At 62.0% G+C, this 16721-nt stretch carries 12 protein-coding genes; 7 read left to right on the forward strand and 5 right to left on the reverse strand.

Going from position 1 to position 16721, the window contains the following annotated elements; all coding sequences use genetic code 11:
- Positions 1-155: 155 nt before the first annotated feature.
- Both ACVWZP_RS28785 and ACVWZP_RS28790 read right to left on the reverse strand, forming a co-directional pair.
- On the reverse strand, positions 156-1721 hold the full coding sequence (locus tag ACVWZP_RS28785) for a methyl-accepting chemotaxis protein (protein ID WP_017845265.1): 1566 nt from the start codon (positions 1719-1721) through the stop codon (positions 156-158).
- 73 nt (positions 1722-1794) lie between these two features.
- Positions 1795-2586, reverse strand: coding sequence for a CPBP family intramembrane glutamic endopeptidase (locus ACVWZP_RS28790; RefSeq protein WP_046382459.1), 792 nt, complete (start codon positions 2584-2586; stop codon positions 1795-1797).
- Between the two features lie 426 nt (positions 2587-3012).
- Between ACVWZP_RS28790 and ACVWZP_RS28795 the strand changes: the two genes are divergently transcribed.
- On the forward strand, positions 3013-3873 hold the full coding sequence (locus ACVWZP_RS28795; RefSeq protein WP_128192301.1) for a DMT family transporter: 861 nt from the start codon (positions 3013-3015) through the stop codon (positions 3871-3873).
- A gap of 32 nt (positions 3874-3905) precedes the next feature.
- Here ACVWZP_RS28795 and ACVWZP_RS28800 read toward each other — a convergent pair whose 3' ends face one another.
- Positions 3906-4802 carry a DMT family transporter gene (locus ACVWZP_RS28800; protein ID WP_017845268.1) on the reverse strand — a complete coding sequence of 299 codons (897 nt, stop codon included), beginning with the start codon at positions 4800-4802 and terminating at the stop codon, positions 3906-3908.
- A gap of 256 nt (positions 4803-5058) precedes the next feature.
- Here ACVWZP_RS28800 and aceK point away from each other — a divergent pair, with 256 nt between their 5' ends.
- The 5 genes from aceK to ACVWZP_RS28825 all read left to right on the forward strand — a co-directional run bounded on the left by aceK (position 5059) and on the right by ACVWZP_RS28825 (position 13040).
- Positions 5059-6780, forward strand: coding sequence for a bifunctional isocitrate dehydrogenase kinase/phosphatase (gene aceK / locus ACVWZP_RS28805; RefSeq protein ID WP_057003832.1), 1722 nt, complete (start codon positions 5059-5061; stop codon positions 6778-6780).
- Between the two features lie 70 nt (positions 6781-6850).
- Positions 6851-10762: an ATP-dependent RNA helicase HrpA gene (gene hrpA / locus ACVWZP_RS28810; RefSeq protein ID WP_457370335.1), complete on the forward strand. Its 3912-nt coding sequence runs from the start codon at positions 6851-6853 to the stop codon at positions 10760-10762.
- Positions 10763-10990: 228 nt separating this feature from the next.
- Complete coding sequence (locus tag ACVWZP_RS28815) at positions 10991-12112, forward strand: beta-ketoacyl-ACP synthase III (protein WP_017845271.1); 1122 nt, start codon at positions 10991-10993, stop codon at positions 12110-12112.
- A gap of 86 nt (positions 12113-12198) precedes the next feature.
- Positions 12199-12813, forward strand: coding sequence for an RNA polymerase sigma factor (locus ACVWZP_RS28820; protein ID WP_457370336.1), 615 nt, complete (start codon positions 12199-12201; stop codon positions 12811-12813).
- The gene (locus ACVWZP_RS28825) at positions 12807-13040 is read left to right on the forward strand and encodes an anti-sigma factor family protein (protein WP_017845273.1); all 234 of its coding nucleotides are present in this window, start codon (positions 12807-12809) and stop codon (positions 13038-13040) included. Before ACVWZP_RS28820 ends, ACVWZP_RS28825 begins: the two co-directional genes overlap by 7 nt.
- Before the next feature lie 120 nt (positions 13041-13160).
- Here ACVWZP_RS28825 and ACVWZP_RS28830 read toward each other — a convergent pair whose 3' ends face one another.
- Positions 13161-14483 carry a putative porin gene (locus tag ACVWZP_RS28830; RefSeq protein WP_017845274.1) on the reverse strand — a complete coding sequence of 441 codons (1323 nt, stop codon included), beginning with the start codon at positions 14481-14483 and terminating at the stop codon, positions 13161-13163.
- Positions 14484-14767: 284 nt separating this feature from the next.
- Here ACVWZP_RS28830 and ACVWZP_RS28835 point away from each other — a divergent pair, with 284 nt between their 5' ends.
- Complete coding sequence (locus ACVWZP_RS28835) at positions 14768-15892, forward strand: GNAT family N-acetyltransferase (protein WP_108524727.1); 1125 nt, start codon at positions 14768-14770, stop codon at positions 15890-15892.
- Positions 15893-15904: 12 nt separating this feature from the next.
- On the opposite strand, the gene aqpZ is transcribed toward ACVWZP_RS28835, so the two are convergent.
- Positions 15905-16606 (reverse strand): aquaporin Z, encoded by a 702-nt coding sequence (aqpZ, locus tag ACVWZP_RS28840; RefSeq protein WP_046382463.1) that lies wholly within the window; start codon positions 16604-16606, stop codon positions 15905-15907.
- Positions 16607-16721 lie beyond the last annotated feature (115 nt).

Genomic DNA, 16721 nt, shown 5'->3' on the forward strand with positions numbered 1-16721 from the left:
AGCCCTCTCCCACATTCGACTACATTCCAAGGTATGTACGCGGTTAAATGTGGGAAGGAACAAGCCCTCTCCCACATTCGACTGCATTCCAAGGTATGTACGCGGTTAAATGTGGGAGGGGCGGTGCGACGATTCGACTTGCCCCCGATAGCGGTTTAACGGTTAAAACGCTCTACCAGCGAATACTGAGTATTGGCGGTAACAGTAAGCTCTTCACTCAACTGCGCCGAGTTCAATGCCTGTTCCGAGGTCTGGTCCGCCAACAGCGCGATGGTGCTGATATTGCGGCTGATCTCTTCGGCCACCGAACTTTGCTCTTCCGTGGCGGCGGCGATCTGGGTGGTCATGTCGGTGATGTTGGCCACCGCTTCGCTGATGCCCACCAGTGCCTGGTCCGCTTCCATCACCCGCGCCACGCCTTCTTCGGCCTGGCGATGCCCGGCGTCCATGGTTTGTACGGCAGCGGCGGCGGTCTGCTGCAGCTTGGCGATCAGGGTATGGATCTGCCCGGTCGATTCAGCGGTACGCTGCGCCAATTGGCGGACTTCATCGGCGACCACCGCAAAACCACGGCCCATCTCACCGGCACGCGCCGCTTCGATCGCGGCGTTCAAGGCCAGCAGGTTGGTCTGGTCGGCGATGCCTTTGATCACGTCGACCACGCCGCCGATTTCATCGCTGTCCTTGGCCAGTTGGGTGACCGTCACGCCGGTCTCGCCAACCGCGGCCGACAGCCGCTGAATCGCCTCGCGGGTTTCCCCGGCGATATCGCGGCCGCGCCCGGTCAGGCGATTGGCTTCCTGGGTGGCATCGGCCGTGCGCTGCACATGGCTGGCGACTTCCTGGGTGGTCGCCGCCATCTGGTTGACCGCGGTAGCCACTTGTTCGGTTTCCACACGCTGGCGTTCCAGGCCGCTGGAGCTGTTGTGCGCCAGGGTGTTGGACTGCGCGGCCTGCTCGTTGAGGTGTTCGGCGGTGTCCTGCAAGCGCGTGAGACAGGTCTTCAGACGTGCCTCTTGGCTGAGGATCGACATTTCCAGTCGCGCCTGGGCGCCACGGCTGTCGGTATACATCTGCGCGATCAACGGGTCGGAGGTGGTCTGTTCGGCCAGGCGCAGCAAACGCTTGAGACCGCGCTGTTGCCAGCTCAGGCCCAGCAGGCCCAGCGGCACCGACAACCCTGCCGCGAGGGCAAAGCCCCATTGAGAATTGAGCGATGCGCCAATCATGAAGCTCAACTGGCTGACCAGAATAAATGGCAGCCAGTCCTGCAGCACCGGCAGCCACTTGTCCCGCCGGGGAATGGCGGGCTTGCCCTGATTGATGCGGTGGTAGAGCGCTTCGGCCCGGCGGACCTGCTCGGCGGTGGGCTTGACGCGCACCGATTCATAGCCGACCACCTGGTTGCCATCGAACACTGGCGTCACATAGGCGTTGACCCAGTAGTGATCGCCGGTTTTGCAGCGGTTCTTGACGATGCCCATCCATGGCAAGCCTTGCTTGAGCGTGGACCACATGTGTGCGAACACAGCCGCCGGAACGTCCGGGTGGCGTACCAGGTTATGCGGGGCACGTACCAATTCGTCGCGGGAGAAACCACTGATTTCGACGAAAGCGTCGTTGCAATAAGTGATGACACCCTTGGCATCTGTGGTGGAGATCAACCGTTGCTGAGCGGGGAAGGTACGTTCGCGCTGGGTAACGGGCTGGTTATTACGCATGGTTATTCAATCCGCAAGGCTTTCAAGGGGTATCGGCGGTGGCGATCATTTATTTAACTTATTTTCGTAATAATCAGCCGGCGAGCATTGGGTAGGAAAACAGTCCGAAATGCAGCAAATTCAGGCCGAAATGCGTGGCAATCGCCGCACCCAGGCCGCCAAAACGATAAGCAAGGCCATAACCGGCCCCGGCGATGCTGGCCAGCAGCACCCACTGCCAGCCCGCGCTCAGGTGCGCCAGGCCGAACAGCAGCGAGGCCAGCAGCAATGCGAGGTTTTCGCCGTAGGGCAAGTGTTTGAGGCGCTGGCTCAGGCCGCCCTGAATGTAGCCGCGAAACAGCGCTTCTTCCACCAGCGTCACCAGCAACAGGTTATTCAGCACCCACAGCCACGCCTGCTCCGGCCACTTCGGCGCCCAACTGATGATCCCCAGCAACGCCGCGCCGCCCAGGGCTGCGATGGCCGTCAGCGCCAGCGCCAGGGCGGTGACGCAGATCGACAGGCGCAATGAACGCCGCGCCACAATCCACGGGCAGGCCAGCAGCAGCCAGAAACCGATCAGTGGTTTGTCCTGGTTGAGGTACATCGAGAAGGGCACGGCATCGGCGCTGAAACGCTGGGGGGCGATGCCGCGCCCGTTGTAGAACCCCGGCAGCCAGTGCATCGCCAGGCCCAAGGCCAAGACGATGAACAACCCGTGGCCGACGTAGCGCGCCCACGGGGTACGTTGTTGGCGTACCGCATACCCGGCGATCAACAACAGCGCCACGGAGATGGCCGCGAGCACACCCAGTTGGCCGTAGAGCAACGCCAGTGCATAGCCGATGGACAGGAGGACGAGATACACCCAGGGCAATGCGCTCATGTGACATCCTTGGAAAAAACTGCTCGGTAGTATAGCGAGTGGGTTCCGGCGCCAAAATGAAAATGCCGTCACGCGAAAAGGGCGCTGCCGGAGCGATTGCAAAATATGTCGGCGGTTGGTTATAGTCGCCGCGTCTTCACCTCCTCAAAAGATCAGCCCATGCCTGCATTCCTGTGCATAGCGGTAGTCGATTCAGCGTCCAGCGCTGTGGTCGTGCCGTGCGGGAACCTGCAGCCTGCGCAGATCAGCCACTACCCCCCACCTGTCAGTAGCACGCCGGTGTACGCAGTCGTATCACCGCCGGGTGTTGGCATTTCGGGCTGATCAGCTGATTGCTGTTGCCCTATGCCCGCCTGAAAAAAACCTACTGAGTTTCAGCCTTGCTTGGCTGAATCGGCTTTTTTTGCCTGATTACAGGTGGTAACCATGTCTGTTATGTCGAAACAATCCGTGGCCGCGGCGGCCTCGACGAGCCTGTTCGTATTGCTGTGGAGCAGCGGGGCGATTTTCTCCAAGTTGGGCCTGGCCCATGCGTCGCCCTTTGCCTTTTTGCTGATCCGTTTTGCCATCGCCCTGGCGGGGTTGGTGATGCTGGTACCGATCCTCAAGCTGAGGCTGCCACAACCCGGCAAGCCGCTGTGGTATGCGGCGGCGACGGGGCTGGTGTTGTTGGGGGCGTACCAGATTTTCTATCTGCTGGCCCTGGACCTCAACGTCACGCCGGGGATGATGGCGACCATCATGGGCGTGCAACCGATCCTGACCGTGGTGCTGATGGAGCGCCAGCGTTCCTGGCGCCGGATGTTCGGCCTGGGCCTGGGGTTGGCCGGCTTGATCATGGTGGTGTACCAGGGCATCGGGTTGTCGCGGATGTCCCTGGCCGGGATGCTGTTCGGTTTGCTGGCCCTGGCAAGCATGACCTTCGGCTCGATCATGCAGAAGCGCATCACCGATAACCCGTTGGGCACGCTGCCCGTGCAATACCTGGCTGGGTTGGTGTTGTGCTCGGTGTTCGTGCCGTTCCAGCCGTTCCACTTCGAACACACCGCCAGTTTTTACCTGCCGGTGCTGTGGATGGGCCTGGTGGTGTCGCTGCTGGCGACGCTGCTGCTGTACCGCCTGATCGCCCGCGGCAACCTGGTCAATGTCACCAGCCTGTTCTACCTGGTGCCGGCGGTGACGGCGGTGATGGATTACCTGATCTTCGGCAATCGGCTCGCGTGGTTGAGCTTACTGGGGATGGGGTTGATCATCATTGGTCTGGTTTTTGTGTTCCGTAAACGCTAACCAGCGGACACGCTGTAGGGGCAGGCATGCTCCTACAGCGCTTTGGCCAATTTCCCTGGCCGCAACACCAACCACAATGCCCCCGCGATCAATATCCCGCCATACAGATGCGCCATCGACAGCGGCTCATCCAGCAGCAACGCACCCCACAGCACCCCGAACGGCGGGATCAGGAAGGTGGTGGTCATCGATCGCACCGGGCCAATGGCTGTCAGCAGGCGAAAGTACAGGACGTAGGCAAACGCCGTACACATCAGCCCCAACCCGAGCAACGACAACCACACGTGCCAGCCGCCCCAGCTTGCCGGCGGATGAACGATGGCGCTGTAGGCAAACAGCGGCAGCAGGAACAAGGTCGCGCCGAGCATGCTGCCCAGGGCCGCGAGCCGACTGTCGAGCCCGCCGCGCTGATCCAGCCAGCGGCGCGCGAGAAACCCGGCAAAGCCGTAGCAAGTGGTGGCCAACAAGCAGGCCAACGCGCCCATCAACAATTCCAGGTCAAACGCCACCGGCCCGGCGCGGGTCAGCACGCCCACGCCAAACAGGCCCAGGCACACCCCGGCGACTTTCGATGGCGTCAGGCGTTCGCTGAAAAACAATCCGCCAATCAGCACGCCCATTAACGGCGTGGTGGCATTGAAGATCGCCGAGTAACCCGCCGGCAACACCTGGGCCGCCACGGAGTACAGGGTCGCGGGTATGCCGGAGTTGATCACGCCCAGCAGCAGGATGGTCTTGAACTTGCCTTGGAAGTCCCAGTTCACGCGCATCACCGCGAGCATCACCAGCAACCCGGCGGCGGCAATCGACACGCGGAAGAACGCGGTCGGCAGCGTGCCGATTTCCGGGGCGATAATACGCATGAACAGGAAACTCGCGCCCCAGATCGCGGCCAGCCCCAGCAGGTATAGGGTGTCGACAGGTCTCACGGAAAACTCCTACATCAATCGGACGGCGAGTGTTGCCCAGCCTCCGGCTCGACACAATCGCTGATTACCGGAAAAACCGCGTCACCGGCCTCTGCTGGCCAATTTGCGCCGGAGCAGCGCTGAGTGTTTCCAGCAACGCCCATCAATCGGCGAAATGAACGAAAGTCCACAAACCAACATGCTAAATGACTGCTTCTCCTGCCTGCATTCACTGGCTAAGCTCTGGGCTTCCAGATACCCGTCCGAGGTTTCCCGCATGTCGCAGCGCACACCCGCCCTCGCTATCGCCCAGATGATCCTCGATGGCTTCGACGATTACCGCGAGCACTTCCGCCAGATCACCGATGGTGCCCGTGAACGTTTCGAAAAGGCCCAGTGGCAGCAGGGCCAGGCGGCTTCGGCGGCGCGTATCAACCTGTATGAGGAGAAAGTCAGCGAAGTGACGAGCCGCCTGCGGGCGAGCTTCGATGACGCCACCCTGATGGACATCGAGGCCTGGCCGTTGGTGAAAAGCGCCTACATCGGCCTGATCGACCTGCGCTTTGACGATGAGCTGTCCGAGACCTGGTACAACTCGATCTTCTGTGGCCTGTTCAGCCATGACCTGATCAGTGACGGCTGCATGTTCGTCCACACCACGCGGCCGAGCCTGCGCCGGGCGAGGGCGGCGCAAACCCGGGTCTACACCCCAGTCGGCAAAATTTCCGACATGCTGGCGCAGATTTTCGCTGATTACAGCTTCAGCGAGCCTTACGCGGACCTGCCGGCCGACCTGCGCCGCCTCGAAGTGCAACTGCGCGAGAACCTGCCAGACTGGGTGTGCAAGGACCCTGAGCTGAAGGTCGAGCTGTTTTCCTCGGTGCTCTACCGCAACAAGGGTGCCTACCTTGTCGGACGCATCTACACCCGTGACGAGCAGTGGCCCCTCGTGATTCCGCTGCTGCACCGCGAAGGGCAGGGCATCCAGATCGACGCGCTGATCACCGACGAAGCCGATGTGTCGATCATTTTCTCCTTCACCCGCTCCTACTTCATGGTCGACGTGCCGGTGCCGGCGGAGTTCATCGGCTTCCTCAAGCGCATCCTGCCGGGCAAGCACATTGCCGAGCTGTACACCTCGATCGGCTTCTACAAGCACGGCAAGTCGGAATTCTATCGCGCCCTGATCAACCACCTGGCCACCACCGACGATCAGTTCATCATGGCTCCCGGTATCCGCGGCATGGTCATGAGCGTGTTTACGTTGCCGGGCTTCAACACGGTGTTCAAGATCATCAAGGACCGCTTCTCGCCGTCGAAAAACGTCAGCCGCGCCACCGTGATCGAGAAGTACCGCCTGGTCAAAAGCGTCGACCGCGTCGGGCGCATGGCCGATACCCAGGAGTTCGCTGATTTTCGCTTTCCGTTGAGCAAGTTCGAGCCCGAGTGCCTGGCCGAATTGCTCGACGTGGCCGCCAGCACCGTTGCCGTCGAAGGCGACACCGTGCTGATCCGCCACTGCTGGACCGAACGGCGCATGACCCCGCTCAACCTCTACCTCGACAACGCCAACCCCGCCCAGGAACGCGAAGCCCTGGAAGACTATGGCCTGGCGATCAAGCAACTGGCGGCGGCGAACATTTTCCCCGGCGACATGCTGCTGAAGAACTTCGGCGTCACCCGCCACGGCCGTGTGGTGTTCTACGACTACGACGAGATCTGCTACCTCACCGAAGCCAACTTCCGCCACATCCCCGCGCCCCGCACGCCGGAGGATGAAATGGCCTCGGAGCCCTGGTACTCCATCGGCCCGCTGGATGTGTTCCCCGAAGAGTTCCCGCCGTTCCTGTTCGCCGACGCCGGCCAGCGCAAGCTGTTCGATCAACTGCACGGCGAGTTGTACGATGCTGACTACTGGAAGGGCCTGCAGGACGCGATTCGCGCCGGAAAGGTCATCGATGTGTTTCCATACCGGCGCAAGGAACGCGAGAACGAATGAGGGGCGCGCATGCCGGCGGTTTTCTGCGACAATCCGCCCCCTGCATAAATAGACGACCAAAACGCACCTGATGACTGACCAAGCGCCCGCTATCGACCAACTGCTGAAAAACCTCGATCACGCCATGCTCGCCGACCGCCACCGTTTGCGGCGGCAGTTGCTCGAGCTGCGCAAGAAGCCCGATGAGGAGAAGCTGGCGCAGTGGGTGACGCGCATGCAGGCGTCCTGCGCCCAGGTCACGGCGCGGCGCGCCAGCCTGCCGCTGATCCGCTACGACGACAGCCTGCCGATCGCCGCCAAGCGCGACGAAATCAAGGCGGCGTTGCTCAAGCATCAGGTGCTGATCATCGCCGGCGAGACCGGTTCGGGTAAGACCACCCAGTTGCCGAAAATCTGCCTGGAGATCGGTCGTGGCCAATACGGCCTGATCGGCCACACCCAGCCACGTCGGATCGCAGCGCGCAGCGTCGCCAGCCGGGTTGCCGAAGAGTTGGCCACGCCGCTCGGCGCACTGGTCGGTTATCAGGTGCGCTTCGAAGACCAGAGTGATTCCAACACCCTGATCAAGCTGATGACCGACGGCATCCTGCTGGCGGAAACCCAGAACGACCGCTACCTCGAACGCTACGACACGATCATCGTCGACGAAGCCCACGAACGCAGCCTGAACATCGACTTCCTGCTCGGCTACCTGAAAACCCTGTTGCCGCGTCGCCCGGACCTGAAAGTCATCATCACCTCGGCCACCATCGACCTGGAGCGCTTCTCCAAGCATTTCGACGATGCGCCGATTGTCGAAGTGTCGGGCCGCACCTTCCCGGTGGACACTTGGTATCGCCCGCTGACCCTGGAACAGGACGAGGAGGGCAACCGCGTCGAGGACGACTTGACCGTCGACCAGGCGATCCTCGCCACCCTCGATGAAATCGCCGCCTACGAGCGCAGCGAGCGGCGCAGCCCTGGCGACGTGCTGGTGTTCCTGCCGGGCGAGCGCGAGATTCGCGATGCCGCCGACATGCTGCGCAAGGCCCAGCTCAAGCACACCGAGATTTTGCCGCTGTATGCGCGCCTGTCACCGGCCGAACAGCAGCGCATTTTCCAGTCCCACCCTGGCCGGCGCGTGGTGCTGGCGACCAACGTCGCCGAAACCTCGCTGACCGTGCCGGGCATTCGTTATGTGATCGACAGCGGCACCGCGCGCATCAGCCGCTACAGCTACCGCGCCAAGGTGCAGCGTCTGCCCATCGAGGCGATCTCCCAGGCCAGCGCCAACCAGCGTAAAGGCCGCTGCGGCCGGGTCGAGCCGGGGATTTGCATCCGGCTGTACAGCGAAGAAGACTTTATCGGCCGTCCGGAATTTACCGACCCGGAGATCCTGCGCACCAACCTGGCGGCTGTGATCCTGCAGATGCTGCACCTGCGCCTGGGCGAAATCAGCGACTTCCCGTTTATCGAACCGCCGGACGGCAAGGCCATCAGCGATGGTTTCAACCTGCTGCAAGAACTGTCGGCGGTCGACCGCAACAGCCAACTGACCCCGCTGGGCCGCCAGTTGGCGCGCCTGCCGGTGGACCCGCGCATGGGCCGCATGCTGCTCGAAGCCGCCAAGCTGGGCAGCCTGCAGGAAGTGCTGATCGTGGCCAGCGCCATGTCGATCCAGGACCCGCGCGAGCGCCCGCCGGAACGCCAACAGGCCGCCGACCAGGCCCACGCACAATGGAAGGACGCCGATTCGGACTTCGCCGGGCTGGTCAATCTGTGGCGTGGCTTTGAAGAGCAGCGCCAGGAACTGACCGCCAGCCCGCTGCGCAACTGGTGTCGCAAGAACTTCCTCAACTACCTGCGCCTGCGCGAGTGGCGCGATTCCCATCGCCAGTTGAGCCTGATCTGCCGCGACATGCAGCTGACCGTCAACAAGGACCCGGCCGACTTCGCGAAACTGCACAAAGCCGTACTGTCGGGCCTGCTCAGTCAGATCGGGCAGAAAACCGAAGACGGCGATTACCTCGGTGCGCGTCAGCGGCGCTTCTGGATTCACCCGTCGTCGGGCATCGGCAAGAAACGTCCGCAGTGGCTGATGACCGCCGAGCTGGTAGAAACCACCAAGCTGTACGCACGCATGGTGGCGAAGATCGATGCCGACTGGATCGAACCGCTGGCCGGGCACCTGATCAAGAAAAACCACTTCGAACCGCATTGGGAGAAGAAGCGCGGCCAAGTGGTGGCGTTCGAGCAGATCACCCTGTTCGGGCTGATCGTGGTCGGGCGCCGGCCGGTGCATTACGGGCCGGTCGACCCGGTGGTGTCGCGCGAGCTGTTTATCCGCGAAGGCCTGGTGCGCGGCGAAATCCAGTCCCGGGCCAAGTGCCTGACCGCCAATCAGCAGTTGCTGGAGCAGCTCGACGAGCTGGAAGCCAAGGCGCGTCGGCGCGATATCCTGGCCGACGAAGAGACGCTGTACGCGTTCTACGATGCGCGCTTGCCGGCGGAGATCCACCAGACCGCGACGTTCGACAGCTGGTACAAGGTCAACAGCCAGAAAGACCCGCAATTGTTGATCATGCGCGAGGAAGACGTGCTGGCCCGCGACGCCAGCGAAGTCACCGCCGCGCATTACCCGGACACCCTGCACCTGGGCGACCTGGCGCTGGCCTTGAGTTACCACTTCGAACCCAACCACCCGCGTGACGGCGTGACCTTGCGCGTGCCGGCGCCGCTGTTGCCGGCCTTGCCCGCCGAACGCCTGGAATGGCTGGTGCCGGGGGTGATCGAAGCCAAGTGCATCGCCCTGGTGCGCAACCTGCCCAAGGCCCTGCGCAAGAATTTCGTGCCGGTGCCGGACTTCGTCAGGGCCGCCCTGCAACGTATCGAATTCGCCCAGGGCTCGCTGCCCCAGGCGCTGGGGCGCGAACTGCTGCGCATGACCGGCGCGCGCGTCAGCGATGAAGCCTGGGCCGAGGCCGCGCGGCAGGTGGAAAGCCACCTGAAGATGAACCTGGAAGTGGTCGACGGCCAGGGCAAGTTTCTCGGCGAAGGCCGCGACCTGGCCGAACTGACCGCGCGCTTTGCCGAGGCCAGCCAGGCCGCGTTGGCCGTGCCGCAGACGGCAAAAAGCCAACAGCCGGTGGAAGCCAAGGTGTTCGCGGCGGTGGCCGAGAAGACCCAGCAAAAGATCGCCGGGCTGTCGATGACGGTGTACCCGGCGCTGGTGGAAGAAAACGGTACGGTCAAGGAAGGACGTTTCTCCACCGCCGCCGAGGCCGAGTTCCAGCACCGTCGCGCCTTGCAGCGCCTGCTGATGCAGCAATTGGCCGAACCGGCAAAATTCCTGCGCGGCAAATTGCCCGGCCTGACCGAGCTGGGCCTGATGTACCGCGAACTGGGGCGCATCGAGGCGCTGGTGGAAGATATTTTGCTGGCCAGCCTCGACAGCTGCGTGCTGGAAGGCGAAGCCAGCCTGCCGCGTGACGGCGCCGGGCTGGCGGCGCTGGCCGAGCGCAAGCGTGGCGGTTGGACCGAACACGCCGAGCGCCTGGCGCGCTTGACCCTGGACGTGTTGAAACTCTGGCACGGCCTGCAAAAGCGCTTCAAAGGCAAGATCGACCTGGCCCAGGCGGTGGCCTTGAACGATATCAAGCTGCAACTGAGCAATCTGGTTTATCCCGGCTTTGTGCGCGAAACTCCGGCGCAGTGGTTCAAGGAGTTGCCGCGTTTCCTCAAGGCGATCGAGCTGCGTCTGGAAAAACTGCCCAGCCAGGTGCAAAAAGATCGGGTGTGGAGCGGCGAGCTGGCGGGCCTGTGGGCGCAGTACCAGAACCGTTTGAACAAGCATGCCCAGGAAGGCAAGCACGACCCCCAGCTAGCGCTCTATCGCTGGTGGTTGGAGGAATATCGGGTGTCGTTGTTTGCCCAGCAGTTGGGCACCCGGGTGCCGATTTCCGACAAGCGCCTGAGCAAGCAATGGAGCCTGGTCGAAGCGTAATCACACCAATGGGCAATGGCGCTTATCCGGGATATGGCGCCAAATCCCCAGGGTTGTGGCAAACTTCGCGGTTATAAATGCCGGGAGCGTCGTGATGGGCTGGTGTGCAGCCGCGGCGCGATGGAATAAAGCGTTGCCAGTTTGATGCCCGCTGGACGGAATCAAACGACTTACAGTTTGGTACGACGGTACCAATATCTTCTGCCTGACAGATTTAGAGGAACGACCGTGCATAACGTCGTCATCAGCGGCACTGGCCTGTACACCCCGGCCAACAGCATCTCCAACGAAGAGCTGGTGCAGTCTTTCAATACCTACGTGCAGCAGTTCAACACGGAGAACGCCGCCGCCATCGAGCGCGGTGACGTGCAGGCGCTGACGGAGTCCAGCGCAGCCTTCATCGAGAAGGCGTCGGGCATCAAGAGCCGTTTTGTGATGGACAAGGACGGCATCCTGGACCCGCAGCGCATGACCCCGCGCCTGCCCGAGCGCAGCAACGACGAATGGTCGGTACTCTGCCAGATGGCCATCGGCGCCGCCGAACAGGCCCTGCAGCGCGCCGGCAAGACCGCCGCCGACATCGACGGGGTGATCGTCGCCTGCTCCAACCTGCAACGCGCCTACCCGGCCATCGCCATCGAAGTCCAGGAAGCCCTGGGCATCGCCGGTTTCGGCTTCGACATGAACGTGGCGTGTTCCTCGGCGACCTTCGGCATCCAGAACGCCGCCAACAGCATCAAGCTGGGCCAGGCCCGGGCGATCCTGATGGTCAACCCGGAAGTCTGTACCGGCCACTTGAACTTCCGCGACCGCGACAGCCACTTCATTTTCGGTGACGCGGCCACTGCGGTGATCCTCGAACGCGCTGACCTGGCGACCTCCGAGCACCAGTTCGACGTGGTCAGCACCAAGCTGCTGACCAAGTTCTCGAATACCATCCGCAACAACTTCGGCTTCCTCAACCGCGCGGCGGAAGAGGGCATCGGCGCGCCCGACAAGCTGTTCGTGCAGGAAGGCCGTAAAGTCTTCCGGGATGTCTGCCCGATGGTCGCTGAGTTGATCGGCACGCACCTGGCGGAAAACCAGTTGAACGTGAACGACGTGAAGCGCTTCTGGCTGCACCAGGCCAACCTGAGCATGAACCACCTGATCGTGAAGAAGCTGCTGGGGCGTGAAGCCACGGTGGAAGAAGCACCGGTGATTCTCGACACCTACGCCAACACCAGTTCGGCGGGTTCGGTGATCGCGTTCCACACTTACCAGGACGACCTGCCCAAAGGCGCCGTGGCGGTACTCAGCTCGTTTGGCGCTGGCTATTCGATCGGCAGCGTGATCCTGCGCAAACGCTGATCCTGCGGCTCGCCGCGGTCAAATGTGGGCGCTGGCAAACCAGCCCCCACACCGATCGCGTTCTCACTTGGAAACCGAGGTCTCGAATGGCAGTAGCGGACGACGCGCACCTGCTTGAACGCTTGCTCAAGGGCGAGCAGCGGGCCTACAAGGAATTGGTCAGCCAATACCAAAGCGCCATGCGCGCGGTGGCCTACGCGATTGCCGGTCAGCGTCATGCCGACGAAGTGGTACAGGACGCCTGGCTGTCGGCGGTACGCAACCTGCCAAAGTTCGAAGGGCGCTCCAGCCTCAAGACCTGGCTGCTGACCATCACCGCCAATGCCGCCAAGAGCCGCTACAAACAGAATCGTCGCGAAGTGTTGCTCGATGATTTGCCCTCGCCCCACGGCACGATCGGCGATGAGCGTTTCAGCGCGGATGACGGTCACTGGGCGGTCGCCCCTTTTGCCTGGCACCAGGACACCCCGGAAGCCCTGCTCACGGAGGACGAACTGCGCAAATGCCTGGAACATACGTTGCTGAGCTTGTCGGAATTGCAAAGCAGCGTACTGGTGCTGCGTGAACGCCAGGGCCTGGAGTTGGAGGAGATTTGTAATCTTCTGACGCTTTCGCTCTCCAATGTGCGGGTGCTGTTGCATCGCGCACGGCTTAAAGTCTTCGCCACGGTGGAGCATTTTGAGGAAACCGGCGAATGTTGACGTGTAAAGAGCAAGTGGCGCGTTCCAGTGACTTTCTCGATGGTCAGTTGACCTTTCGCGAGCGGCTGCTGGTGCGTCATCACTTGATGTTCTGCCCTAATTGCCGGCGTTTTATCCGTCAGATGCGCTTGCTGCAGGCGACATTGCGGATCATGCCGCAGGCGCCGGTACAGGATGTGGATGCCTTGGCTGAACGGCTGGCCGCCGAGCGGCGCAAGGATCAGTAACGGCGGGGGGAAGGCAGACTCGCGTGGGAGAATCGGACGGATGATGGGGACCGATTCACCCACGCCAGGCTGTTACAGCCACCCCGGGCCATCCTGGCCCAAGGCGTGTCGCACTTACAGTTAGAACTTGGCTTCAGCATCCAACTGCAGGGTGTTGGTGTTGGCATCACGCTGCGTGCGGCTGGCGTAGTCAGCCTTGGTCAGGAAGTACGTGGCGCCGACGGCGAAGTTCTTGTCGATGTCGTAGCTGACCTTCATCTTATGACCGCGCGAACCGGTGGTGCCGTTGGCGAAGTCCGAATCGGTGAAGGCGCCTACCACGGCGTTACGTTGTGTATCGCGGTAGTTGTAGTCCAGGTTGAAACCGAACACCTTGGACTTGGCACCCAGCAACCAGGCGGTGTCCTGATCGGTGGAAGCATCGTTGTTCTTCACGTACTGACCGTAGAACGCCAGCGGCACGGCCAGGCCACCGATGTCGGCTTGGGCAAAACCTTCGTACAGACGGAATTGTTCGTTCGCCGAGTTGCCGTTGACCGCCAGTGCGCAAGGCGTGGTGCTGCTCGTACAGGTGCTGTTTTCGTCGTTCTGGTAGGCGTAGATACTGCCGCCCAGGGTCATTTTCAGGTTGTCGGTCACCGAGAAACGCGTGCCCAACTGGCCGGAAGTCAGGCGCAGGTCGTGGCGGAATTGCACGCCGTCGCCGTCGACGTTGTCCTTGAGGTTGTAGTTACCGAGGCTGCCGAACAGCTCGGCGCTGCTACCCAGCGGGTATTTGTAGGTCAGGGCCAGACCTTCCGGGTTGATATCGCTATCCCAGATCACGTCGCCCATGTTCACCCATGGCTGGAGCATCTTGCCGCCGATGACGTGCAGGTTCTTGATCTGCTTCGGGTGGTAGTCGATGTAGCCGAGGTCCAGCCAGATCGACTTCTTGTCGAAGTAGTTGTCCTGGTCCTGGTTGGTGGAGCGCGCATCGTCGCTGCTGCCGGTGGCGATACGAATGCCGGTGTCGACCTGGTCGTTGATCTCGGTGTAGGCGCCGAGACGGGCACGGATACGCTGACGGTCCTTGTCACGGCCACCGTTGTTGGATTCGCCCTGGATCTTCACGGTTTCCTGACGGAAGCGCACGTCACCCTTGAACTGGGTCTTGGCGGCCCAGGCAAGTTTCTGGTCGAACACGCTCAGGTCGTTGGCTTTTTTCGCGGTGGCCGCGATCTGTTCGTTGGTCTCTTGTTGAGCTTGCTGTGCGATCTGCTTTTCTTTCTGATCCTTGGCCAGCTCAGCTTGCAGTTCAGTGTACTGCGAAGCCGAGATTTGACCGTTGGCCTTGAGCATGTCGAGCAATTTAGCGTCGACTGCAGCGCTGGCCGGAACGCTCAGGGCCAGCAGCAAGCCGCCACAAAGGGCCGCCGCAGTTTTAGTGGAAGCAAGACGCATATCAATCTCCGAAAGTGAGGAGGGATGGCAAACCATCCAGGACACAACCGACCGATGACGGACGGAAAAATAACTGCCGGGGTAGAACCAGGCGCGCTAAAAACAGGCGTCAGTATCGCGATCGTTTATGACGGCGCAGTGGCGAACTGATGTCAGGTAGATGACAAATTATTTATGAACGGAACTATTGGTTTGGAGCCTTGTCCGGCGATTTGGAGGTGTGTCGGCAGCGGCGATAAGCGATACTCGCGAGGCTTTCACGCCCTGAAGTAGTGAGGATGCCGATGCCGCTGCAACGCCTGGACAGCCTGTCCGAAATCGCCCCGCAGGCCTGGGACGCCCTGGTGCCGCAGGCCCAGCCCTTCGTGCGACATGCGTTCCTGAGCGCGCTGGAAGACAGCGCCAGCCTCAGCCCGCATTCGGGTTGGCAGCCTGAGCATTTACTGCACTGGGACGGTGATCGGCTGGTGGCGGCATTGCCCGGTTATCGCAAATGGCATTCCTCTGGCGAGTACGTCTTCGACCACGGTTGGGCGCAGGCCTGCGAGCGGGCCGGTATCGATTACTACCCCAAGCTGTTGGTCGCCGTGCCGTTCAGCCCGGTCAGCGGCCCGCGCCTGTTGGCCGCCAGCGCCGAAGACGGTTTCGAGTTGCTCGGCAGCCTGCCCGGTTACCTGGAAATCGAAGGGCTCTCCAGCGCCCATATCAACTTCACCGACCCGCTGGCGGATGACGCCCTGGCCCGACAGCCGGGCTGGTTGCCGCGCCTGGGCTGTCAGTTTCACTGGCAGAACCGCGGCTACCGGGATTTCCAGGACTTCCTTGACGCCTTGAGTTCGCGCAAGCGCAAACAGATGCGCAAGGAACGCGAACAGGTGGCGGGGCAGGGCATCGAGTTCGAATGGTTACAAGGCCATGAACTGAGCGAGGCGCAGTGGGATTTCGTCTACGCCTGCTACGCCAACACCTACGCGGTGCGCCGCCAGGCGCCGTACCTGACCCGTGCGTTTTTCAGCCTGCTGGCCGAACGCATGCCCGAAGCGATCCGCGTGGTGCTGGCCAAACAAGGCACACGCCCGGTCGCGATGGCGTTCAGCTTGATCGGCGGCGACAGCTTCTTTGGGCGTTACTGGGGCTGCCTGGCGGAATTCGACCGCCTGCATTTCGAAACCTGCTTCTACCAAGGTATGGATTACGCCATCGCCCACGGCTTGCAGCGCTTCGATGCCGGTGCCCAGGGCGAGCATAAATTGATTCGTGGGTTCGAGCCGGTGATCACCCGGTCATGGCACTACCTGCGTCATCCAGGGTTGAAGACGGCCGTCGAAGACTTCCTGGAGCGCGAGCGGGTGGGGATTCTGGCGTATGCCGAAGAGGCGAGGGCAGCCCTGCCGTATCGGCAGGGCTGAACCCGTTTTGCCTCAGGCCGGCTCCTCCTTGCCCAACCATCGATAGACCACGCCGCCGATCACCGCGCCGAGGATCGGCGCGAGCCAGAACATCCACAATTGCTGGATCGCCCACCCTCCCACGATCAGCGCCGGTCCCGTGCTGCGGGCCGGGTTGACCGAGGTGTTGGTCACGGGAATCGAGATCAGGTGGATCAAGGTCAGCGCCAGGCCGATGGCGATGGGGGCGAGGCCCTTCGGGGCACGCGGGTCGGTGGCGCCGAGGATGATCAGCACGAACATCGCTGTCATCACCAGCTCACAGACAAACCCCGCTGCCATTGAATAGCCGCCAGGCGAATGCTCGCCATAGCCGTTGGAGGCCAGGCCTGACGCCAGTTCGAACCCCGGTTTGCCGCTGGCGATCACATACAACAGCGCCGCGGCGACAATGCCGCCAATGACCTGGGCAACGATGTACGCCGGTAACTCCCTGGCCGGAAACCTGCCGCCCACGACCAGCCCCACCGATACCGCCGGGTTGAGGTGACAACCGCTGATGTGCCCGATGGCGACCGCCATGGTCAGTACCGTGAGCCCGAAGGCCAGGGCCACCCCCAACAACCCGATGCCGACTGCGGGAAACGCCGCGGCCAACACCGCACTCCCGCAACCGCCCAGCACCAGCCAAAACGTACCTAAACCTTCTGTGACTGAACGCTTGAACAAAGACATGTACCCGTCCTTGATAGATCGCTCTACCGAATCAGTAAATCAGTGATGCTCCCTGCGATTTACTTCAGCGCCCGTCTTGGCACTGCACTGAGTACAGCACGGTTGCGGCACAAAT

Source organism: Pseudomonas sp. TE36184, from assembly GCF_054060055.1.